The sequence below is a fragment of the Nocardia sp. FBN12 genome, assembly GCF_054031145.1.
In genome coordinates this window covers 429,489-451,423 of sequence record NZ_CM132926.1, presented here as the reverse complement: position 1 = coordinate 451,423, position 21,935 = coordinate 429,489, and the positions used below count along the sequence as shown (strand labels likewise).

Annotated in this window: 18 protein-coding genes; 3 read left to right on the top strand and 15 right to left on the bottom strand. The window is 68.0% G+C overall.

All coding sequences use genetic code 11. The features are described from left to right. Window position 1 precedes the first annotated feature (1 nt). The 12 genes from ACWZHB_RS02380 to hrcA form a co-directional block, all read right to left on the bottom strand. Window positions 2-1,639, bottom strand: coding sequence for a serine/threonine-protein kinase (locus ACWZHB_RS02380; RefSeq protein WP_427906294.1), 1,638 nt, complete (start codon window positions 1,637-1,639; stop codon window positions 2-4). Next, a complete protein-coding gene (locus ACWZHB_RS02375; protein WP_427906293.1) occupies window positions 1,636-2,799 on the bottom strand; it encodes a DUF7373 family lipoprotein in 1,164 nt (387 codons plus the stop codon). Before ACWZHB_RS02375 ends, ACWZHB_RS02380 begins: the two co-directional genes overlap by 4 nt. A 19-nt stretch (window positions 2,800-2,818) precedes the next feature. Continuing rightward, on the bottom strand, window positions 2,819-4,444 hold the full coding sequence (locus tag ACWZHB_RS02370; RefSeq protein WP_427906292.1) for a serine/threonine-protein kinase: 1,626 nt from the start codon (window positions 4,442-4,444) through the stop codon (window positions 2,819-2,821). 183 nt (window positions 4,445-4,627) lie between these two features. Next, window positions 4,628-7,462, bottom strand: a complete 2,835-nt coding sequence (locus ACWZHB_RS02365; protein ID WP_427906291.1) for a type 1 periplasmic-binding domain-containing protein — start codon at window positions 7,460-7,462, stop codon at window positions 4,628-4,630. Window positions 7,463-7,552: 90 nt separating this feature from the next. Further along, window positions 7,553-8,464: a GTPase Era gene (era, locus tag ACWZHB_RS02360; RefSeq protein ID WP_427906290.1), complete on the bottom strand. Its 912-nt coding sequence runs from the start codon at window positions 8,462-8,464 to the stop codon at window positions 7,553-7,555. After that, complete coding sequence (locus ACWZHB_RS02355) at window positions 8,457-8,792, bottom strand: cytidine deaminase (RefSeq protein WP_427906289.1); 336 nt, start codon at window positions 8,790-8,792, stop codon at window positions 8,457-8,459. Before ACWZHB_RS02355 ends, era begins: the two co-directional genes overlap by 8 nt. Next, window positions 8,785-10,158 carry a hemolysin family protein gene (locus ACWZHB_RS02350; protein ID WP_427906288.1) on the bottom strand — a complete coding sequence of 458 codons (1,374 nt, stop codon included), beginning with the start codon at window positions 10,156-10,158 and terminating at the stop codon, window positions 8,785-8,787. Before ACWZHB_RS02350 ends, ACWZHB_RS02355 begins: the two co-directional genes overlap by 8 nt. Beyond that, entirely contained in the window at window positions 10,155-10,703 is a 549-nt protein-coding gene (ybeY, locus tag ACWZHB_RS02345) for an rRNA maturation RNase YbeY (protein ID WP_410875054.1), read from the bottom strand. Before ybeY ends, ACWZHB_RS02350 begins: the two co-directional genes overlap by 4 nt. 107 nt (window positions 10,704-10,810) lie before the next feature. Continuing rightward, window positions 10,811-11,875: a PhoH family protein gene (locus ACWZHB_RS02340; RefSeq protein ID WP_427909055.1), complete on the bottom strand. Its 1,065-nt coding sequence runs from the start codon at window positions 11,873-11,875 to the stop codon at window positions 10,811-10,813. A 200-nt stretch (window positions 11,876-12,075) separates the two neighbouring features. Continuing rightward, entirely contained in the window at window positions 12,076-12,816 is a 741-nt protein-coding gene (locus tag ACWZHB_RS02335) for a 16S rRNA (uracil(1498)-N(3))-methyltransferase (protein WP_427906287.1), read from the bottom strand. Between the two features lie 5 nt (window positions 12,817-12,821). Next, entirely contained in the window at window positions 12,822-13,976 is a 1,155-nt protein-coding gene (dnaJ, locus tag ACWZHB_RS02330) for a molecular chaperone DnaJ (protein WP_101463914.1), read from the bottom strand. A 130-nt stretch (window positions 13,977-14,106) separates the two neighbouring features. Next, window positions 14,107-15,141, bottom strand: a complete 1,035-nt coding sequence (hrcA, locus tag ACWZHB_RS02325; protein ID WP_427906286.1) for a heat-inducible transcriptional repressor HrcA — start codon at window positions 15,139-15,141, stop codon at window positions 14,107-14,109. Between the two features lie 335 nt (window positions 15,142-15,476). On the opposite strand from hrcA, the gene ACWZHB_RS02320 reads away from it, so the two are divergent. Both ACWZHB_RS02320 and ACWZHB_RS02315 read left to right on the top strand, forming a co-directional pair. After that, entirely contained in the window at window positions 15,477-15,926 is a 450-nt protein-coding gene (locus ACWZHB_RS02320) for a hypothetical protein (RefSeq protein ID WP_427906285.1), read from the top strand. After that, window positions 15,923-17,356 carry a hypothetical protein gene (locus ACWZHB_RS02315; RefSeq protein WP_427906284.1) on the top strand — a complete coding sequence of 478 codons (1,434 nt, stop codon included), beginning with the start codon at window positions 15,923-15,925 and terminating at the stop codon, window positions 17,354-17,356. Before ACWZHB_RS02320 ends, ACWZHB_RS02315 begins: the two co-directional genes overlap by 4 nt. A 66-nt stretch (window positions 17,357-17,422) precedes the next feature. Here the strand turns inward: ACWZHB_RS02315 and ACWZHB_RS02310 are convergent, their stop codons facing one another. The 3 genes from ACWZHB_RS02310 to ACWZHB_RS02300 all read right to left on the bottom strand — a co-directional run bounded on the left by ACWZHB_RS02310 (window position 17,423) and on the right by ACWZHB_RS02300 (window position 19,711). After that, entirely contained in the window at window positions 17,423-17,665 is a 243-nt protein-coding gene (locus ACWZHB_RS02310; protein WP_266298616.1) for a hypothetical protein, read from the bottom strand. Window positions 17,666-17,914: 249 nt separating this feature from the next. Continuing rightward, window positions 17,915-19,102 carry a radical SAM family heme chaperone HemW gene (hemW, locus tag ACWZHB_RS02305; RefSeq protein WP_427909054.1) on the bottom strand — a complete coding sequence of 396 codons (1,188 nt, stop codon included), beginning with the start codon at window positions 19,100-19,102 and terminating at the stop codon, window positions 17,915-17,917. A 180-nt stretch (window positions 19,103-19,282) separates the two neighbouring features. Then, a complete protein-coding gene (locus tag ACWZHB_RS02300) occupies window positions 19,283-19,711 on the bottom strand; it encodes an SgcJ/EcaC family oxidoreductase (protein WP_427906283.1) in 429 nt (142 codons plus the stop codon). A gap of 434 nt (window positions 19,712-20,145) precedes the next feature. On the opposite strand from ACWZHB_RS02300, the gene ACWZHB_RS02295 reads away from it, so the two are divergent. Beyond that, window positions 20,146-21,930 (top strand): nitrite/sulfite reductase, encoded by a 1,785-nt coding sequence (locus ACWZHB_RS02295; RefSeq protein ID WP_427906282.1) that lies wholly within the window; start codon window positions 20,146-20,148, stop codon window positions 21,928-21,930. Window positions 21,931-21,935 lie beyond the last annotated feature (5 nt).

Genomic DNA, 21,935 nt, shown 5'->3' with positions numbered 1-21,935 from the left:
GTCACAGCGGCGTTTTCAGCCACCAGCCGTCGTAGAGTTCCGCGCCGCTGGTGCCGCCGAGGACGAAGATCAGGCAGAAGTTCCTGGCCGGATCGTCGAATTGGATGTTGAGCCCGCCCATCACGGTGCCGGGCGTGCGGCCGACCAGATCGTGGACGATGATCCGGCCGCGCCCCGAGGGCCGTTCCCAGTTCTCTTCCCTGGTCGAGATCGCGTCCACGAACGGCTCGACAGTGCTCGGCGAGCGACTACCGTTGCACGACACCGTGACTCGCCGCACCGGATTGCTGTCACCATTGCAGCTGAGCCTGCCGACGTTGTCGTGTCGGTCGAGCGGAACTGGTTGATATTCGGTATCGACAGCCGCACAGCGCGCGCCTTGGAATCCGCTGGCGAACGGGGTACGCGGGAGCAGGTCGGGAAACGCTCGGACGATGTATTCGTAGGATTTCCAGGCTGATTCGGCAGTGGTCGTGGTCGGCGTCGAGGACGCGATGGGCGCCTCGGGGGTGGACCCACCGCGGGTCAGCACGGCGACGCCCGCGACCGCTGCGACCAAGAGCGCGACCACCGACCCGACAACCAGATACCGCCGACGGCGCGGACGAGGTGACGCGCCCCGGCCGTTGACAGGTTCGATCGGCGCCGCGACAGCACCGATCAGCCTGCCGGGCCGCGCATCCGGTGGCGGCGGCGTCGCCCGCACACCGGCGAGCCCGGGCCGCGCATCCGGAATCGACGGAGCCGCCCGCACGCCGGTGAGCCCGGCCTGACCGACCCGCATCGTGGGCGGGGCAGGCATCCCGAACGCTGCCGCCGCGGCGGCGGCGAGCGCACCGCAGCTCGAGTATCGATCGTCGGGGTTCTTGGCCAGCGCCCTGGCGATCACCGCGTCGATCGCCGGTGGCAGGCGTGGGTTCAGGTCCGTCGGCCGTGGTGGCGGTTCGGTGAGATGGGCGTTGAGCACCGCGGCCGCGGTCTCGCGGGGAAAGGGTTTGCGGCCGGTGAGCAGCTCGAACAGCGTGCATCCCAGCGAGTACAGATCGGCGCGATGATCGACGGCGTCGAGCCGGATGAGCTCGGGCGCCGCGTAGGCGAGCGTGGCCAGGAAGGCGCCGGCTTCGGTGAGCGCGGTGCCGTCGGTGCCGGATTTGGCGATGCCGAAATCGGCGACCAGGACCCGATCCGGTTCCCCCGGCCGCGTTTCCAGCATCAGGTTGGCGGGCTTCACGTCGCGGTGCAGCAGTCCGGCGCGGTGGGCCGCGTCGAGGCCCGCGGCGGCACCGGTGACGATGTGGAGCGTGTGGCGCGGATCCGGCACGCCCGCGCGCAACACCGCGGCCGCGTCGGTGCCCGCGATGTACTGCATCGCGATCCACAACGCACCGTCGGCCATGCCACGATCGTGGACCGCCACCACGTTCGGGTGGTCGATGCGGGCCGCGAGTTCGGCTTCGCGAATGAACCTGGCACGGAATTCCGGTGAGCCACTGTGGATCTCGCCCAAGACCTTGAGCGCGTCCAGACGTGGCAGGCGCGGATGGCGCGCAGCGTAGACGGTGCCCATGCCGCCACTGCCGAGCACCCGGTCGATCACGTATCCGGCGAACACGGAGCCCGGCCGCAGCCCGGCGGTCATTCGGCACGCACCAGCAGGCTGTATTGGGCGGCGGCCTTCTGCCTGATCTGCTGTTCCTCTGCGGAGAAGACCGTGGCGACGTAGCGCCCGTACGGCACGCGGCAGACATACCGCACCGCTGGGTTGTCACCCTGCTCGCCACAGCGGACGTCGGTGAGACCCGCCGGACCGGACACGGCTCGCATCGCGTCGTACATCGGGTCGGTGCGCTGGAGCGCTCGGCGCGCCTCGGTCGCGTCGGGGAATCGCTGCAACCCGTCGAAGCCGATCATCGCCAACACGTCGGTCGAACCCCGCTGACGCGAACCGAAGAGAAATCCCGCGTGTGGCCCGTACACCACCCCGCTGACGTGCACCATCGCCTTGGCGCCCGCGATCATGTCGGGGTCGATCAGGACGACGGCGGGCATCGACCATCGCCCCGGCTTCTCCGGCACCATCCGGCTCAGCATGTTCTCGGGATCGATCGGCAGGCTCGCGAACTGCTCCGGCGGGGTGAGCACAGCGTGGTCGAGTCCGGGGAGCTGCGCCTCGAATGCCTTGCTGATCAGCGTGGTCAGCGCCACTGGGTCGGGGGTGGTGTGTTCGGCCAGCACGCTCAGCACGAAGGTACCGCGGGCGATGGTGGCCGCCATGCTCGCCACGGTGGGCCGCCAATGCGCGTGGGCGGCAGGATAATTCGGAATACCGATGGCGACATTCTCGGTGCTCACCGCGGCGTCGGTGGCATCGATCGCCGCGGCGGCGGCGGTGGCGGCCGCCTGGTCCGGCATGCGCAAGGCCACCAGCATCAGCTTCCTCGCCGCGGCCGAATCAGCGCCGGAGACAACAACTCCCGACAGCATGCCGTGCTCGGTGAGCACCGCGCGGGCCTGCTCCGACAACACGCCCGAGACCTTGGCGGGGGTCGGCAACGGCGCGATCGGCTTCTCCTTGGTCGGCAGCGCGAGCGCGGGATCGGCGCGAGCCGGATTGACCATGATCTCGGCGAGCCGCATCGACTCGATGATGCGACCCGTGTACTCGGTGCCGGGTGGCACGGACAACGGAATATGCTGGTATTCGCCGTAATCCAGTTGTGCGAGGTCGACCTGAACCGGTTCGGCGGTGCCGGGCACCGTACAACCGGCGACGACAACAGCCAGGGTCGCGATGATCACGCCACCCACCTTGCGGGCATCACAGCGGCGCATGGGTCCACCACTTCTCACGCAGGTCCGCACCGTCGGTGCCACCGGTGACATCGATCCGGCAGAACGATCGGGCGGGACCGTCGAAATAGACGTACAGGAATCCGGTGACCACCTTGTCCTGCCCGATATTGTTGCCCCAGTGCAGGTTTCCGGTCCCCGAGGCGCGCTGCCACTGCTCGCTGCCCTCGACCTGGTCGGAGCTCGGCGGGATCAGCATCAGCGAGCGATCGGTATTGCAGATGATGTTCAGCGACAGGACGGGGTCACGATTTCCGACGCAGTGCATGCGCGCCCGCGGGCCGGCGATCTTGTCGGTGGGAATGTGTTCGATTCGCTCGTCGACCATGTAGCAGGCGGTCATCTCCTGATAGCCGATGCCGTACGGGTTGCGGGGCAACAGGTCGGCGAACGCGTCGGCGATGAAGTTGTACGCGCCCCACGCGGTGGCGGGCGGCAGTGGTGGCGGTGAGGTGGTCACCTGCGCGCCCGAAGCGGTGTCGCCGGATCTGGTGGCGCCGAGCGCGGCCGCCGTCACGATGGCGACGACCAGCACCGCCGCGGCTGCCAGCCGCACGCCTCGGCGGCGGATCAACTTCGCGAACGGGGTGCGGCGCGGCAACAACACAGCGGCGAACGGATCGGCGTCCAGCAGTTGCTGGACAGGATAGTTCGGACGGCCGGCGTCGCCCGCGGGCCGGGGCTCCGGGGCGCCCGCCGAGGACAACGAACCGGCCGCGCCGGGCTGGTTTGGGTCGACCGGCGTGCCGTCTTGCCCGGCCAGCGCATCGCGCGACGCCGCTGCCAGTTCACCGCACGAGGCGAAACGCTGCGCGGGGTCCTTCGCCAAGGCCTTGGCGATGACGGCATCGAAGGCCACCGGCAGGCCCGGTCGCAGCGTCGACGGCTGGGGTGGCACCTCGTGCAGGTGGGCATACATCACCGCCGCCGCCGTCTGACGCGGGAACGGGACTGTGCCGGTGAGCAATTGGAACAACGTGCAGCCCAGGGAGTACACATCGGCGCGGCGATCCACCCGGTCACCGCCGAGTTGTTCGGGAGCCACATAGGACAGGGTGGCGGTGAGCCCACCACCCGAGGCCAGCGTCGCGGTGTCCTCGGCCTGACGGGCAATGCCGAAGTCGGTGACCAACACACGATCCTGATGCCCCGGCTGCTCGGCGACAAGAATGTTCGCCGGTTTCACATCACGATGCAGCAGCCCCGCGCGGTGCACCTCATCGAGCCCGCGAGCGGCTTCGACGACGATGTGCACAGCACGTGCCAGGTCGAGCCCCGCGGGTTGGCGACGGATGAGTTCGGCGGCATCGGAACCGGCGACGTACTGCGTGGCGATCCAGAGTCGGCCGTCGGTTTCTCCGCGGTCACGCACGGCGACGAGGTTCGGATGTGCCAGCGCGGCGGCGAGTTCGGCTTCGCGCAGGAACCTGGCGCGGAACTCGGCGTCGGCGGCGTGGTCGTCGGCGAGGACCTTGAGCGCGTCGTGCCGGGGCAGCCGTGGATGGCGGGCCAGGTACACCGTGCCCATGCCACCGGCGCCGAGGCGTCGCTCGATCAGATAACCGGCGAACTCCGCACCGTCGGAAATACTCACCCGCCCGGACTCCCACGTTTCACAAGTCTGCCGGGACCCTTCCGGCAGGTAACCGGGCCGGCGACCCGAACTGCGGTCCCCGCCCGGAAAGCCGACCGGAAACCACCGGGTCCGATCGACGCCCGAGCGGACTATAACAGGATGAATCAGGCCGCGCGGTAGCTGAATTGCGATGCCCGAGCGCTACCGACCTGGTTCAACCCATCCTTCGAGGTCGCTCTTCGTGCCGGGCGGACAGCCGTCCCGGCCGGTTTGCCGGGGGAACATCAGCAGGCAACGTTGGGGGCCCGCGGCGCCGACCGCGGTGGTGACCAGGACCGCGATGGACGAACTATCGGCGACGCGACTGGTCGAGAAGCCGAGAGTCCCGGTGACGCCGCGATAGTCGGACTCGCGCAGCTGGACTGCGATGGCGGTGCGGTTCGGGTCGGCCAGGACGCCGCGACTGTTGCGCACCGCTTGGAGGAACAGCCCGCTCACGTCGAAGGCCAGACCGGTACGGTCGCCTGCCCAGGTGGGCCGGTAGTCGGTGAGGTCGGGGTAGCCGCGCAGGTCCTCGATCAGGTCTGCCAGCTCCGAGCACAGCTGTTCGTGTTCGAACGGGACCGGCTGGTCGCCGAGTTTGCCGATGCCACTGACGCAATCGGCGCCGCCGAGCATCACCGGCGAGGCCTTGGACACGTAGCGCACGGTGAGGTTGGCCGGGAGCGCGGCGGTGGCCTTCGGATCGGTGATCAGCCGGGTCACCGCGTCGTTGCCGAGGATCGCCGGACCGGCGCCACTCACGCAGCCGCGGCTCACCGCCTTGGCGAAGGTCGGGAAGTCATCGTTGCGACCCGCGAAGAACAGCAGCGTGCGGCGGTCGAACCCGGCGGTCTCGCACGGCGCGGGAAAACGGTAGAGCTGCTGCTGTTCGCGCCAGCTCATACTCTCCTGCGCCACACCGCGTGTGGTGAGTTCCTTCCGCACATCCTCGACGAGCGTGGTCACGTACAGATCACTGTCACCCTCGGGGTGATAGATCGCCACCTTGTCGTAGCGGGGAGCACCATCGAGATCGCGGGCGCCCTGCGCGTACTCGGCGACGAGGCGAGCCTGCACGGTATTGCTCGGTGCCGCTTGGAAATACAGCGGCGATGCCTGTTCGAGGCCATCGGCGGACAGCGTCGTCGCCACCGCTGGCACGCCGAGCTCGCCGAGACGAGTGATGGCCCTGCGGGTTTCGTCGTTGCTGCGATCGATTCCGACGACGCCGAGCACGCTGGGGTCACGTGCCACGAGTTCACGCAGCGGATTGTCGACCACCCAGCCGGCATGGCGCATATCGGAACCACCATTGGCGATGATGATGCGCAACAGCGGTTCCGATTCGTCGGAGGCCAGCAAGGCGCGACGCTGCTGCACCGCCAGCCCGGCCAGTTCCTCGACCTGGGCGTGCGGGTAGCGCACATTGGTGTCGACGTAGCTCAGGCCCGCGAAGTACACCAGGGAGACCAACGGCCGGTTCTGGTTGTTCTCGCGCGCGTCGGCCGCATCGGCGTTGAGCCGGAACACTTCTCGCTGCATCGCCGACAACTCGGGGTCGTCGGCGAAGGTCTGGCGGGGGTTGTCGCTGTAGCCGACGCATTCACCGTCGCGCAGGCTCACCGAGACCCCACCGGTCCACGGCCAGTGCGAACACTCGGCACCACGCAGCGGCGGAAAGTACACCAGCGTCGCGGCCACGGCGAGCACGATCGGGATCAGCACGCACAGCCCGACGAACCAGCTGCGCGCCGCCATCGGCGGCGCGGGCGGCAAGGCCAGTCCGCGGAATCGGGCATCGCTGACTCGGGGCATGGTGTCGGGCGGCAGGATCGCGCGCAACGGCAGGAACCAGGCGTCGGCCTGACGATGGGTGCGCCGGTTGTCGATCTCACGCACCCACTCCTGCAGCGGATCCGGCGGTTGCGGGGTCGGCGCGTCGGCGAGACTCTCCAGGGTGCGCAGTGGGCGCAGATCACTGATGTGCGAGAGCTCGCCGACCTCGCGGCTCGGTCCTTCATCGCGCAGTGCGACGACCACCAGTGGATCGAAAAGGCCGGTCTCGTTGCGGATTTCGTTGATCCAGGTGAGAATGCGCGCGCCGTCGCTGCCCTCGGTGAGACCACCGAACAAAGCCACCGGGTACGCGGTGCGCCGCCAGCTCGACGGGCGCCAGATCCGGCGCTTGTAAGCATCACGCAGGTCCTCGAGAAACGCGTGCACAAGGAGCTTGGCGACCTGCTCCTCGTTCTCGTCGATTCGGTGCGGCAAGGCGAGACGGGACGCGAAACCCAGGAAACTGCCGGACAATTCGGGCGCCAGATAGCGCTGGTGCAGGAACCACCGCGTCACCTTCGACATGCCGGGAATGCGCCCGGACACCCACAGCCACAACCGCAGCACCGGCCACAGTGCCAGCACAGCGAAGACCAGGCTCGAAATCATGCCGCCCGCAACACCTTCGGTGGCATCGGAGCGGTCGGTCGACGAACCGCTGCGTAGCAGTTTGGGCAGCCTGCGGCGCAGTTCGTCGGGCGCCTCGGATTCGTCGGACGTCACCCGCTGCCGGGTGAGCCAATCGGCGGTGCGGTAGCGCGGGAACTTGATCGCGCCCATCGCGGTATCGTCGACGGCGAAACCCGCCACGAGGTGCTGCACGATCGGGAGGCAGTGGCCGGGGATCTCCTGATCTCTGGCGTGCGGGCCCGCATCGATGGCGTTGAGGTCAGGGGTGAGCAGCATGGGCGGCAGGTCGGGCGTGTGCAGGTCGAGCTTGACGCGCGGCGTCGCCCGCCTGCCGCCGGATTCACTGAGCCAGCTGTAGATTTCGCCGACCAGCGCGGTGTGTCCGGCCACGCCGACCACCTCGACGATCGGGCGAGGCAACGCGCGCCGCCCGTGCACCAGTGTGCGCAGCACGCGCGGGCGGGCGTCGGGGATCTCGAGCGCCCGCAGCAACTCAAGCAGCTTGCCGACATCATTGGCATCGGGCACTTCTTCGGCCTCCCCGGACGATCAGCGAAGCACACCGAACGAACCGGCGTGTTCGCCGAACGATACCCCGAACCGCCGACACTCAAACGGTCAAAAGCCCAGCTTCCCCAGCTGTTTCGGGTCGCGCTGCCAATCCTTGGCTACCTTCACGTGCAGGTTCAGGTAGATGCGGGTGCCGAGAATGTGCTCGATCTGTTTGCGGGCATTCGTGCCCACGTCCTTGAGGCGGGCGCCGTTCTTGCCGATGATGATCGCCTTCTGGCTGGGCCGCTCCACGTAGAGCAGGGCATGCACTTCGAGCATGTCCTCGTTCGCCTCGTAGGGCTCGATGTCTTCGATGACCACGGCCAGCGAGTGCGGAAGTTCGTCGCGCACGCCTTCGAGGGCCGCCTCGCGGATCAGCTCGGCCATGAGGGTTTCCTCCGGCTCGTCGGTGATCTCGCCGTCGGGATAGAACGCCGGGCCCTCGGGCAACTGCGACGCGATCAGGTCGACGAGCACCTCGACCTGTTCGCCCTTCACGGCCGACACCGGAATGACCTCGGACTCGGGCCCGAGCAGCTTCGACAGTGCCATCAACTGGTGGGCGATCTCGTCGCGGCCCACCTTGTCGATCTTGGTGACCACGCCGAGGATCTTGGTCTTGGGCGCCATCATCCTGATCTGCTCGACGATCCAGCGGTCACCGGGGCCGATCTTCTCGTCGGCCGGGATGCACAGCGCGATGAGGTCGACCTCGGAGTAGGTGTCGCGGACCAGGTCGTTGAGGCGCTGGCCGAGCAGGGTGCGCGGGCGGTGCAGACCGGGGGTGTCGACCAGGATCAGCTGGGCGTCCTCGCGGTGCACGATGCCGCGGATGGTGTGGCGGGTGGTCTGCGGGCGCGAGGAGGTGATCGCGATCTTGGTGCCGACCAGCGCGTTGGTGAGCGTCGACTTGCCGGTGTTGGGGCGGCCGACGAAACAGACGAAGCCGGAACGGAATTCCTTGCCGGAGTCAGCCACCGTGCACCTCGCTCAGCACGGCGCCGCCGCGGTCGGTACGGATGACCGAGGCCGCGGGCGATACCTCGCGCAGCGCGTCGACGCCCGCGTCCTCGGCAGCACCGCCGACGACGACCGCGGCTTCGAAACCCTCGGCGCCGCTCGAGATCGCGGCGGCCACAGCGGCCTGCAACGCGGTCAGGCGCAACGCGGTCAGCGCGACCTCGCCCGCGGCGTAGGTGCGGCCGTCGGTGTCGCGCACCGCGGCGCCGCTCGCGCCACCGGTGCGGCCCAGCGCGCCACGCGCCAGTACCAGCAGTTTGTTGTCCTCGGCGTTCAGTTCACTCATGGTGTTCTCCGTTGTCGTCGGGCACGCGCACCTGGTCGGTGTCGGCGGTTGCCTCGTCAGTCGTGCCCTTACGGGGCTTGTCGGTCTTCTTCTCCGCTTTGTCTTTGTCCTTGTCGGCGGCCCGGCGTACCAGCACGGTGTTGACCCGCATGCGCCCACGCGCGTCGGCGCCACCCTCGCCACGCAGCACCAGCCCGAAGACGGTCACCTTGGAGCCGGGCAGCGGGACGCGGCCCAGCTCGTGCGCGAGCAGCCCGCCCACCGTGTCGACGTCGTCGTCCTCGATGTCGAGGCCGTAGAGCTCCCCCAGGTCTTCCACCGACAGCCGCGACGAGACGCGATAGCGGCCGTCACCGAGGTCTTCCACGGGCGGGGTTTCGTCGGTGTCGTACTCGTCGTTGATCTCGCCGACGATCTCCTCGAGCACGTCCTCGATGGTCACCAGTCCCGCGATGCCGCCGTATTCGTCGACCAGCAGCGCCATGTGATTGCGGCGGCGCTGCATTTCGTCGAGGAGTGCGTCGAGCGGCTTGGAATCGGGAATGAAGATCGCGGGCCGCATCACCTCGCGCACCGACACCTTGCGGGCGCGATCGGCATAGGGCACAAGGTCTTTCAGATAGACCACGCCGAGCACGTCGTCGACGTTCTCGCCGATCACCGGGATCCTCGAATGACCGGAGCGCACCGCAAGTGACATCGCCTGGGCGGCGGTCTTGTCGTCTTCGATCCACACCATCTCGGTGCGCGGCACCATCACCGCGCGCGCCGCGGTATCGCCGAGTTCGAACACCGACTGGATCATCCGGCGTTCGTCGTCGGCCACCACGCCGCGCTCGCGGGCCATGTCGACCACCTCGCGCAGCTCGATCTCGGAAGCGAAGGGTCCGTTGCGAAATCCCTTACCGGGGGTGATCGCGTTGCCGAGCAGAATCAGCAGGCGGCTGACCGGGCTGAGCACCGCGCCGATGATCTGCAGCGGTACGGCGGCGGCGAGCGCGATCGAGTAGGCGTGCTGGCGGCCGAGTGTGCGCGGGCCGACGCCGATCACGACGTAGGAGACAACGACCATCAGCGCCGCGGTGACCAGCAGCGCCGTGCTCTCGTTCCACAGGTCGAGGGTGGCGGCCGCCAGCAGCACCGTCGCGGTGATCTCGCACAGAATGCGCAGCAGGACAACGAGATTCACATAGCGCGGGCGGTCGTCGACGATCTTGCGCAGTCGGGCGGCGCCCGAGCGCTCCTCGCGGACCATGTCGTCGAGCCTGGCCCGCGACACCGTGTTCAGTGCGGAGTCCACGCCCGCGAACACCCCGCCGATACCGATCAACACGATCGCCAGCGGGATCAGGGTCAGAGCTGTCACGCGGGGCCTTCACCGGGTGCGGTGAAACCTGCCTTGCCGAGTAGTCGGTCGTCGCGCTCGGCCAGCTCGGCACGGCGCTGTTCCTCGCTCAGGCTCACGTACCACTCCTCGAGCAGCTGGCCCTGCAGCGCGAACATCTCCTTCTCCTCCTCCGGCTCGGCATGGTCGTAGCCGAGCAGGTGGAGCACGCCGTGGACGGTGAGCAGGGCTAGCTCGTGGTCGAGCGAGTGTTCGGCCTTCTGCGCCTGACCCATCGCGAACTCCGGGCACAGGACGATGTCACCGAGCATGGACGGGCCTGGCTCCGGGCTGTCGGGACGACCGCCGGGCTCGAGCTCGTCCATCGGGAACGACATCACGTCGGTGGGACCGGGCAGATCCATCCAGCGCACGTGCAGGTCGGCCATGGTGTCGAGATCGACGAGCACCATCGACAGTTCGGCCGCCGGATGGACGTCCATCCGGGCGATCACGAAACGTGCGACGCTGACCAGGTCTTCTTCGGGAATGTCCATACCCGATTCGTTGGCGATCTCGATGCTCACCTGTTCAGGGTACGGTGCTGGCCCGACGCCGCCGGGAGCGGCATCGGGCCAGCTTGATCGTGTCCCGCCCCGATCACCGGCCCCGCCCGCCAAGGGCACAGTGACGGTTACCGACGGTCGGTACGACCGGCTGCTCGGCGCTGGGCGCGATTGCCCGGGTAGTGCGGGCCGGGGAGCGCACGGGTCTCGGATTCGAAGCGGTCGTAGGCGTCGACGATGTCGGAGACCAGCCGGTGGCGGACCACGTCGGCGCTGGTGAGCTCCGAGAAGTGGATATCGTCGATATCGGTGAGGATCTCCGCGGCTGCCCGCAGACCCGAGCGCTGCCCGTTGGGCAGGTCGACCTGCGAGATGTCACCGGTGACCACCATCCGCGAGCCGAAGCCGAGGCGGGTGAGGAACATCTTCATCTGCTCGGCCGTGGTGTTCTGCGCCTCGTCGAGAATGATGAACGAATCGTTGAGGCTGCGACCACGCATGTACGCCAGCGGCGCGACCTCGATCACACCCGAGGCCATCAGCTTGGGGATGGCCTCGGGGTCCATCATGTCGTGCAGGGCGTCGTAGAGCGGGCGCAGGTACGGGTCGATCTTGTCGTTGAGCGTGCCGGGCAGGAAACCGAGGCGCTCGCCTGCCTCGACCGCGGGCCTGGTCAGGATGATGCGGGTGACCTGCTTGGACTGCAGCGCCTGCACCGCCTTGGCCATGGCCAGGTAGGTCTTTCCGGTGCCTGCGGGTCCGATACCGAACACGATGGTGTTGGCGTCGATCGCGTCGACATAGCGCTTCTGGTTCAGCGTCTTGGGGCGGATGGTCTTGCCACGGCGCGACAGGATGTCCAGGCTCAGCACCTCGGCGGGCGATTCGGACACGCCCTCGTCGGTGAGCATGGAGATGGTGTGGCGCACCGTCTCCGGGGTGAGCACCCGGTTGCGGCCGGTCATCGCGACGAGTTGCTCGATCACCCGCTCGGCCAGCGCCACATCGCCCGCTTTACCGGTGATGGTGACGGTGTTGCCGCGAACGTGGATGTCGGCCGGGAGCAGTTTCTCCAGCTGACGCAGGTTCTGGTCGGCCGAGCCGAGGAAGCCGAACACCGACTCGGGGGCGAGCTCGATGCTGGAACGCACGGTTCGCGCCGCGGGACCAGCACTGTTACCGCCTGCGCCGATGTTGGATACGGGGTTGGTGGGGTTGCCGATCTCGCCTGAGTTCTTCAAAAGTGGCTACAGCCTGCTTCCGGTTTCGACCTGGTGTTCGATGAGATCAGTTTACCGCCGAGCACTGACACCGCACAGTGGTTAAAAATGCGCCCGTGGTATGCGCTGCGCGACCTCATCGGGATACCCGTTCCCGGCCGGTCCACTCCTGCTCACCAGCGTGCGGTCAACGCCCCCAGCGCGCCGAGCGCGACGGCGGCCGCGGTGGAGGTCCGCAGGACGGTCGGGCCGAGGAGCACGACGTCGGCTCCGGCCGCCGCCAGCGCGGCCAGCTCGGCGTCGTCGAGGCCACCTTCGGGGCCGACGATCAGAACCACTTCGCTCGCCTCGGCCAGCGGCAGTTCGGTGAATCTGCCCGCGCCGGATTCATGCAGGGCAGCGACGATCGCGCCGTCCGCCTTGGCTTTTCGCACCAGCTCCACCAGGTCGCGGGTGCGGTGCAGGCCGGCGATTTCGGGGATGTAGGCGCGCCGGGATTGGCGGGCCGCGGATTTGGCCGCCGCACGCCACTTCTCGATCCCCTTGGCGGCCTTGGCTTCCCAGTTCGCGACGCAGCGCGATGCCTGCCACGGGACGATCAGGTCGGCGCCCGCCTCGGTCATCAGTTCGACGGCCAGCTCGGAGCGATCCGACTTCGGCAAGGCCTGCACCACGGTCACCTGCGGGGTGGGCGGTGTGGCCGTGCGCCGGTCGCGGACCGCCAGCTCCAGGCGATCCTTCTGGGCCGAGACGACTTCTGAGTCGGCGAGCACACCGTGTCCGTCGGACAGGGTGATCGGCTCGCCGACCTTGATCCGGCGCACGGTCGCGGCATGGCGACCCTCCGGACCGTCGAGCACCGCGACGGCACCCGGCTCGGGCACCTCGTCGAGGTAGAAGACCGTCGCGGCCACGTTTGTCAGCGTCCGCTGAACGACGCGCGCAGCCGGGCGAACAGGCCGCTGTTGTGCTCGGACTGCGTCGACATCACCTCGGCGCGATCCTTGTCACGCATGCCCTTGAACTTGCGCAGCAGATCGGTCTGCCTGCCGTCGAGCTTGCTCGGGACGACGATGTCGAGGTGGGCGAGCAGATCACCGCGCGCACCCGAACGCAGCCGCGGCATGCCGTGCGCACGCAGCTGGATGACCTCGCCGGGCTGGGTGCCCGCCGCGATGGTGAGTTCGGTGGGGCCGTCGAGGATGGTGTCGACCACCACGGTGGTCCCGAGGATCGCGTCGACCATCGGCACCCGCACGGTGCAGTGCAGGTCGTCACCGTCGCGCACGAAGGTGTCGTGGGGCTGCTCGACGACCTCGACGTAGAGGTCACCGGCGTGGCCGCCACCGGGGCCGACCTCGCCTTGAGCGGCCAGCCGAACCCGCATGCCGCTGGCGACACCAGCCGGGATGGGCGCGGCGATCTCGCGACGAGCGCGGACCCGGCCGTCGCCGCCGCACTTGTTGCAGGGGTCGGGGATGGTCTCGCCCGCGCCACGGCAGGTGGGGCAGGGACGCGAGGTGAGCACCTGGCCGAGGAACGAGCGCTGCACCGACTGCACCTCGCCCGCGCCGTCGCAGGTCTCACAGCGGACCGGCTTGGAGTTGCCGTTGGTGCCCGAGCCCACGCAGACATCGCACAGGATCGCGGTGTCGACCGTCAGGTGCTTGGTGACACCGACCGCGCATTCGGCCAGGCTCAGCCGGGTGCGGATCAGCGAGTCGGCGCCGGGCTGCACGCGACCGCGCGGTTTGCGCTGGCCACCGCCCTGGCCGCTCATCCCGCCGAAGAAGGCCTCGAAGACGTCGCCGAGGCCGCCGAAGCCCGCGCCGTTGAATCCTGCTCCGCCGCCGCCGTTTTCGAGCGGGTCACCGCCGAGGTCGACGATCCGGCGCTTCTCGGGGTCGGTCAGCACCTCGTAGGCGGTGGAGACTTCCTTGAAGCGGGCCTGTGCGCCCTCGTCCGGGTTCACATCGGGGTGCAGTTCGCGGGCCAGTTTGCGGTAAGCGCGCTTGAGCTCCTGGTCGGTGGCGTTCTTGCCGACGCCGAGCAGTCCGTAGTAATCCCGTGCCACGTGAGTTCTCTAGTCCTTGGTCGGTGTGGGCCGGCCGAGCGCCGGGCGCATCCTTTAGTCGAATCCACTCAACTTTACCGGCCGAAGTATCGACCTTAACAGTCCGGCTGTCTCGGTTCCCGAGCTGGCTTCACCTTTCGGCGAGCACCTCGCCGATATAGCGGGCGACAGTCGCGACCGACGCCATGGTGCCGGGGTAGTCCATCCGGGTGGGGCCGAGCACGCCCATGCCGCCGAGGACGGCACCCGCCGCACCGTAGCCGGTGGAGACCACCGAGGCGCCGCGTATCTGCTCGACCTGGGTCTCCTCGCCGATCTGCACCATCACCTGACCCGGCTGCTGCGCGGCGGCGAGCAGTTTGAGCACGATGACCTGTTCTTCCAGGGCTTCCAGCACGCTGCGCAGGGAACCGGGGAATCCGAAATCGGCGACGTTGCGGGTGAGGTTGGCGGTGCCGCCGAGGACCAGGCGTTCTTCGGGATGTTCGACCAGCGTCTCCACCAGGACGGTGGAGACGCGAACCAGCACGTCGCGGATCTTGGCCGGTGCGCGTTCGGGCACGCCGGCCACCGAGGCGCTGGCCACCGAGAGCAGCTTGCCGTCCATCGCGCCGCCGAGCAGGCCGCGCACGGCGGCGAGGTCGTCATCGGAGATCACCGCGCCGAGGTCGACGATGCGCTGATCGACGCGACCGGTGTCGGTGATCACCACGAGCAGCAGGCGGGCCGGGTTGAGCGCGACCACCTCGATGTGACGCACGATCGAGGCCGAGACGGTGGGGTACTGCACCACGGCGACCTGGCGGGTGAGCTGGGCCAGCAGGCGCACGCCGCGGCGCAGGACGTCGTCGAGGTCGACACCGGATTCGAGGAATTCCATGATGGCCCGGCGCTCGGCGCCCGAGAGGGGTTTCACCTCGGCGATCCGGTCCACGAACTCGCGATAGCCCTTGTCGGTGGGGATGCGTCCCGAACTCGTGTGCGGCTGGGTGATGTAGCCCTCGGCCTCCAGCACCGCCATGTCATTGCGGATGGTGGCGCTGGAGACGCCGAGATTGTGCCGCTCCACGAGCGACTTCGAGCCGATCGGTTCCTTGGTGGCGACGTAATCCGCGACGATCGCTCGCAGGACCTCGAAACGTCGATCTTCGGTGCTCGACGCCATCGACCCCACCTTCCTCGCTCGTGCCCGGTACGTCGTGCGGGCCCGTTCGCACAGGGTCGCACGCAGACGCTCGGAGCGTCTGGTGTCCAGTCTAATTGTCTTGTTCCCGCTCGCCGGATCGCACGGTCGTCCGGCATCGAACTGTCATGCGCGGGATATCCGGCATCGGGGGCGGTGTTCGGGCTGTCGGCACCGGGCGGCCAGGCGAAAAGTTATCCACAGGCCCGAGTTATCCACAGGTGGGATTTCGGGGGTTGTCCGGGTGGGTCCGCCGAAGTAGGTTCGGAACCGAATCAGGGGGTTTACCAGCATTTTTCAGCCATCGAGGGGGAACTGTGGCGCAACCGAGCGCGGGCGGCGAAACATGGAATCTCGGGTCAGGCGCACTCACGATGCGACCGGCGGAGTTCGCGGGGATCGATGCCGCGTGTGACGAACTTCTGCGGGCCATCACGCGGATTCGCGCGCTTGCCGTCGAGGTCGGCGAGCGCGGGCAGTGGGGACTGGGCGAAGACAATGCCCGGCTGATATCCGCATCCACCTTGGTGGCGAGATTGCGTTCGCTGGCGGGGGCGAAAGAAAACAGCATCGCGGCCACCTTGGATGCGCATTCGCGGATTATCGAGGATATTCGGCAGTTGTTCCGCGGCGCGCGCGATCGGATCGTTCATGCCGACCAGGAGTGGACCGGTCAATTCAATTCCATGGAATCGACTGCAGGACAATCTATTCCATCATCTCAGGGGTCGGTGTGGTCGGCCGCGAGAAACCAGGTCTTGCCGTGAGTGCCACGCAATGGCGTGTTCCCGGCGGCGGGGAGAACACGCATTCGTGGCGACACCGCGAGATCGTCGCGGCTTTCGAATCGCTCCAGGTGACCGAGGCCATGGCACAGGCCGAGATGTTCGAACAGATCGCGCGGTGGTGGGACGACAGCCTGTGCGTCTTCCGGCACGCGATGGGCGAGCTACTCGCACAGGCTTGGTCGAGTACGGGCGGCGCGGCGGCTGGTTCCATGGTCGACACTTACGTGACGCAAGCACGCGATCTCAGCGTGGCACTCGAGAAGGTGCCGGAACTCGTTCGGACGGCGGCCGAGGCGATCGTGGCGACCAAATACGCGATTCCGCCACTGATTGCCGCCGAGGCGGGTGCGTCGGCGCAGGCAAACAGGGCGGTCGGCGCGGATTCGGCGTGGTCGGTGAGCGACAGCGTGGACGACGCGGATTCGGCTGCTGCGCACGGTGCGGCGTCCGCGGCGGAGGAGAACGCGCGGGCGGAGATGCGGCAGCGGTACGTCGTGCCGTTCGGCGAGCTGATAGAGCGTATTCCGTTGCTGCCCATGCCAACTCGGCGTATTGGCGCAGTGGGCGAGCCGGGCGATCGGCGGCTGCTGGTCGAGGGCTGCGGGGCGGTTGAACCTGTCGGCGCGACAGCGGAATCCGGCGGCCGCGCTACCCGCCTCGCCGTCGACGCGACGGCGGAGTCGACGGGCCTCGAAGGCGGCGAGGCCGACGGGGCAGGTCTGCGTGGTGGCGGCACTTCGCCTGCGTCGGCGGCGCCGGACCATGTCATGGCCGACGGTATGGGGCAACCTGTCAGCGCCGTGTCGGCGCCCGCGGCTTCGGGCACAACCGGAGGTGTGGCATCGCCGGGTCGTGCAGGTGTTTCGTCGCCGGCCGGCGCAGGTATTTCGGTGCCCGGTGGCGCGGGTATTTCGGTGCCGGGTGGTGCAGGTTCACTCACAGCACCTTGGCGGAATTCCCCTGTGTTCAGCGGCGATCCAGCGACCGCCTCGGCGGGGCGCAGTTCGCCGACAAGTCCGTACGCCGGACTCTCATGGACTGCCGGGGATACAGGTGATCGATCATCGAGTGGGCCGCGATATCAGCCGACCGGTCAGCATGACGCGCAGCGGCCAGGGATAGTCGGGCACAGTGTTCCCGGCTCGGCGGGTTCAGCTATCGGCGCGAATTCACCAGCGGGGCACACGGCAACCCGGTCGGTCGATCGCTACTTCCACTGTGCCGGGGCGCCGCAGACCTTGCCTGCGCCGGCGGAGGATGCGGCGCGCGGGCTACCGGCGTACTTGATCACCTCGGCGAATACCGCGGAACTGCTCGGTGAGCCACGACCGGCGATTGCCGGTGGGGTCATCGGTGCGGATGAACTCGTGCGCGACGAGCAGCGCTCACGATCGGCGACGCGGTGCTGACGGCGATGTCAGCGAATCGCGAGAGCGCCGGCAGTGGCCACCCACATCGGGGTGGCCGGTGCCGGATCAGACGCGGGCAGCCGCGCCGCAGCGGGCGGCGGAGTCGGGGGCGCCGACTTCCTTGCCCGCGAGGGCGTCGAGACCGAGCATCGCCAGCAGCGACGTGCAGTCCTCGGCGTCGTTCGAGTGCGAGGCGACCGTCCGCGCGGCGACCGCGCACTGACGAGCGTTCTCCGCCTTCTCAGCGGAGCGCGCTTCGGCGAATTCGCTCTGCTCGTGGACGAGGGTGATGTGCCGTTCGGTGGACATATAACTCCCTAGGATCGAGCCAAAGCCTACGCCCCTAATCGTTATCTTCCACCCCGAACCCACCGAACATACCCTTAGAGCACCCCAATGCTCTGGGCCTCTCACCAGGTGTGCATTGGCGGAATACACCAGGATGACCGGGCAATCTCTGGTTCGGATCCCAAGCCGAAGAAATCTCGAAATTCAGATCACGATGACATCACCGCCCGCGTGTTTCCCACTCGGTCCGAGTGAGGCAGCGGCGTCAATTCAGTCGAGGAGGTAGCGCACGATGCCGTCGGCGAGCAGGCGCCCGCGGTCCGTGAGGACCAGACGGTCGTCAGCGATCCGGGCGAGGCCGTCGGCCAGGACGCGGTCGAGGGCCACGGTTGCCGAGGGGGCTAGATCAGCGAGGGGCAGGCCGGTGCGGAGGCGGACGGTGAGCATGAGGTGTTCGGTGTAGCGCTCTTCGTCGGTGAGGGCCTCCCAGCCCGCGGCCGGGAGACCGCCGTGGGCGACGCGATCGGCGTAGCGGGCGGGATGTTTGACGTTCCACCAGCGGACACCGCCGACGTGGCTGTGGGCGCCGGGGCCCGCGCCGAGCCAGTCACCACCGTCCCAGTAGCCGAGGTTGTGCCGGCAGCGGGCGGAATCGTTTGCGGCCCAATTGGATACCTCGTACCAGGACAGACCGGCAGCGGCGAGACGGGCGTCGATGCGCTCGTAGCGGGCGGCGAGGACGTCGTCGTCGGGAGCGGGCAGTTCACCACGACGGACCTTGCGCGCCAAGGCAGTTCCATCTTCGACGATCAGAGAGTAGGCGGAGACATGATCGACACCGGCGGCCAGCACCGCGTCCAGACTCAGATCGAGATCGGCATCGGTCTCGCCGGGGGTGCCGTAGATCAGATCGAGGTTCACGTGATCGAACCCGGCCGCGCGCGCTTCCTTCGCCGCGGCGACCGCGCGACCCGGAGTATGCGTGCGGTCGAGCACCTTCAGCACATGCTGTGCGGCGGACTGCATGCCGAGCGAGATCCGGGTGTAGCCGGCCGCGCGCAACCGCTCGAAGAACTCGGGCGAGGTCGATTCCGGGTTCGATTCGGTGGTCACCTCAGCATCGGCGGCCAGGGTGAAATTCGCGCGAACGGCATCGAGCACCGACGCGAGGCCGTCCCCGCCGAGCAGCGAGGGAGTCCCGCCGCCGACGAAGATCGTCGACACCTCGGGGGTCGCGCTCGGCAGTGCGCCGAACTCGGTCGCGGCGGTCGCGAGTTCCCCGCGCAATGCCTCGAGCCACGACTGTGGCGACGCCGAGGTACCCAACTCCCCCGCCGTGTAGGTGTTGAAGTCGCAGTACCCACAGCGCGTGGCGCAGAACGGCACGTGCACGTACACCCCGAACGCGCCGCCCCCGAAATCGCGCAGCACCGGCCGATCGGCATCGACCGTTGTCACGCCGGGAGCCCCGGAAGCAGCGCTGGTAGTCACGCCTCCAGTCTCCCCGGGTCGAGGGAAACCATCGCGCCCGGCCCCTTCGCCGACTCATGCGTGGCCGATTCGCCGCCGCGCCGCAGCCCAGGTCGCCGGATCGGCGAACGGTGGGCTTCGGTGCGCGCCGATCAGCGCCCTGGCGCGTCAGTCCGTCACGACTGGTGTGTTCTGGTTGGCGGTGAGCACCCAGGTGCCCGCTTCCTTGGTCATCACGTACATCGGTGTGCCCTGACCCGACAGCTCGCCGTCGAGGGTGAAGTAGCTCTGGCGAATCTTCACGGCGGCGACATCGGGTCGCAGGAACAGCACGTGCTCGACCTCGTAGGTCGCGGTGCCGTGCGTGGTGGCGCCGGGCAGCACCTGCGCCGTGAACTCGGCGATGGCCGGGCGGCCGAACAGTCGCTTGCCGTGTCCGGTGGTCCAGATCGCGTCTTCCCGGAAGACACCGACGAATTCCTCGGCCAGTTCGTTGGCCTGTGCGTGCGCGATGGTGTCGACGATCGCGCGGATGGCGGCGAGTTCGGTGTCGAGATCGGCGGGCGTCTGACCGGTAACAGTGGCGTCGTTGCTCATGTCACTACTGTGCAACCTCGAGCGCGCTCCAGGTCAACCGAGCTGTGCGGCAGGGCACACGCGCCGCCGCGGGTGCATCACAGGTCGCTTTCCGGCAGCGAACTATGACCCCCGTCACAGAACAGGACGGCCGTCCAGGGAATTTCCCCCAAAAGTGCGGGAAATATCTCCTTGCGGTCGGAACGACCAGGCTGACGTGGCACAATAGGCACATGCACGCAACTGGAGTACGACTCGTGGCCCGTCGCCACGTCGACTTCCAGCGTGTCTGCAGCGCCTGTTGTCGGCCCGGTTTCCACCGGTAGCGCAGCGGCGTCCACGCCCGGGTATCCCCCGGTGCCTTCGACTTTCATCGGCCCGCTGACCGCCTGACGCGAGCCAGCCCCTCGCGCCTTCAGCACGGATGTCCAATCACCCCGCAGGAGCGACCCACCATGACGTCGAGCACCGACGCCGGTTCGACCGAACAGTCGACGGCGCAGGCCCGCACTGAGCGTTCAGCTGCCCAGCGCCCGGCCCGCCCGAGCACCGATGCCCCGGTCGCACCGCGCGCCCGCACCGGCAAGCCGGTCCGCCGCCGGTCCGAAGGCCAGTGGGCCCTCGGCTACCGCGAGCCGCTGAACCCGAACGAGCAGTCCAAGAAGGACGACAACCCGCTCAACGTGCGTTCGCGCATCGAGAACATCTACGCCAAGGGCGGCTTCGACTCGATCGACAAAGCCGACCTGCGTGGCCGTTTCCGCTGGTGGGGTCTCTACACCCAGCGTGAAGAGGGCTACGACGGCACCTTCACCGACGACGACAACATCGACCTGCTCGAAGCGAAGTACTTCATGATGCGGGTGCGTTGCGACGGCGGTGCGCTCTCCGCCGCCCAGCTGCGCACGGTCGGGCAGATCTCCACCGAGTTCGGCCGCGACACCGCAGACCTGTCCGACCGCGAGAATGTCCAGTACCACTGGATCGAGGTCGAGAACGTCCCGGAGATCTGGCGCCGGCTCGAGTCGGTCGGTCTGCACACCACCGAGGCGTGCGGCGACTGCCCCCGCGTGGTGCTCGGTTCGCCGCTCGCGGGCGAGTCGCTCGACGAGATCATCGACCCCACCTGGGCGATCGACGAGATCGTCAAGCGCTACATCGGGAAGAAGGAGTACTCGAACCTTCCCCGCAAGTTCAAGACCGCGATCTCGGGCCAGCAGGACGTGGTGCACGAGATCAACGACGTCGCCTTCGTCGGCGTGAACCACCCCGAGCACGGTCCCGGCCTCGATCTGTGGGTCGGCGGCGGACTGTCCACCAACCCGATGCTGGCTCAGCGCGTCGGCGCTTTCGTGCCGCTCGAAGAGGTCCCCGATGTGTGGGAAGCGGTCGTCTCGCTCTACCGCGACTACGGCTACCGCCGCCTGCGCACCAAGGCCCGCCTGAAGTTCCTGATCAAGGACTGGGGCATCGAGAAGTTCCGTCAGGTGCTCGAGGACGAATACCTGAAGCGCAAGCTCATCGACGGGCCCGCGCCCGAGCAGCCCGCCAAGCCCATCGACCATGTCGGTGTGCAGAAGCTGCGCAACGGCCTGAACTCCGTCGGCTTCTCCCCCATCGCCGGTCGCGTCTCGGGCACCATCCTGAGCAAGGTCGCCGACGCCGCCGAGAAGTACGGCTCGGATCGTATCCGCTTCACGCCGTACCAGAAGCTGATCGTCCTCGACATCCCCGACGACCAGGTCGACGCGCTGATCGACGAGCTCGAACCGCTCGGTCTGCAGGCCCGCCCCTCGGTCTGGCGCCGAAACCTGCTGGCGTGCAGTGGCATCGAGTTCTGCAAGCTCTCCTTCGTCGAGACCCGTAAGCGCTCGCAGGTGCTGGCGCCCGAGCTCGAGCAGCGCCTGGCCGACATCAACGCCGAACTCGACGTGCCGATCACCATCAACATCAACGGCTGCCCGAACTCGTGCGGCCGGTCCCAGATCGCCGACATCGGCTTCAAGGGCCAGCTCGTCGACGACGGCACCGGGAATCAGGTGGAGGGTTTCCAGGTTCATCTCGGAGGCAGCCTCGGCCTGGACAGCGCGTTCGGCCGGAAGTTGCGCCAGCACAAGGTGACCAGTGTCGAGCTCGGTGACTACATCGATCGCGTCGTCCGCAACTTCGTCAAGAACCGGGAATCCGGGGAACGCTTCGCGGTGTGGGCGGTTCGCGCCGACGAAGCCGACCTCCGATAGTCGAT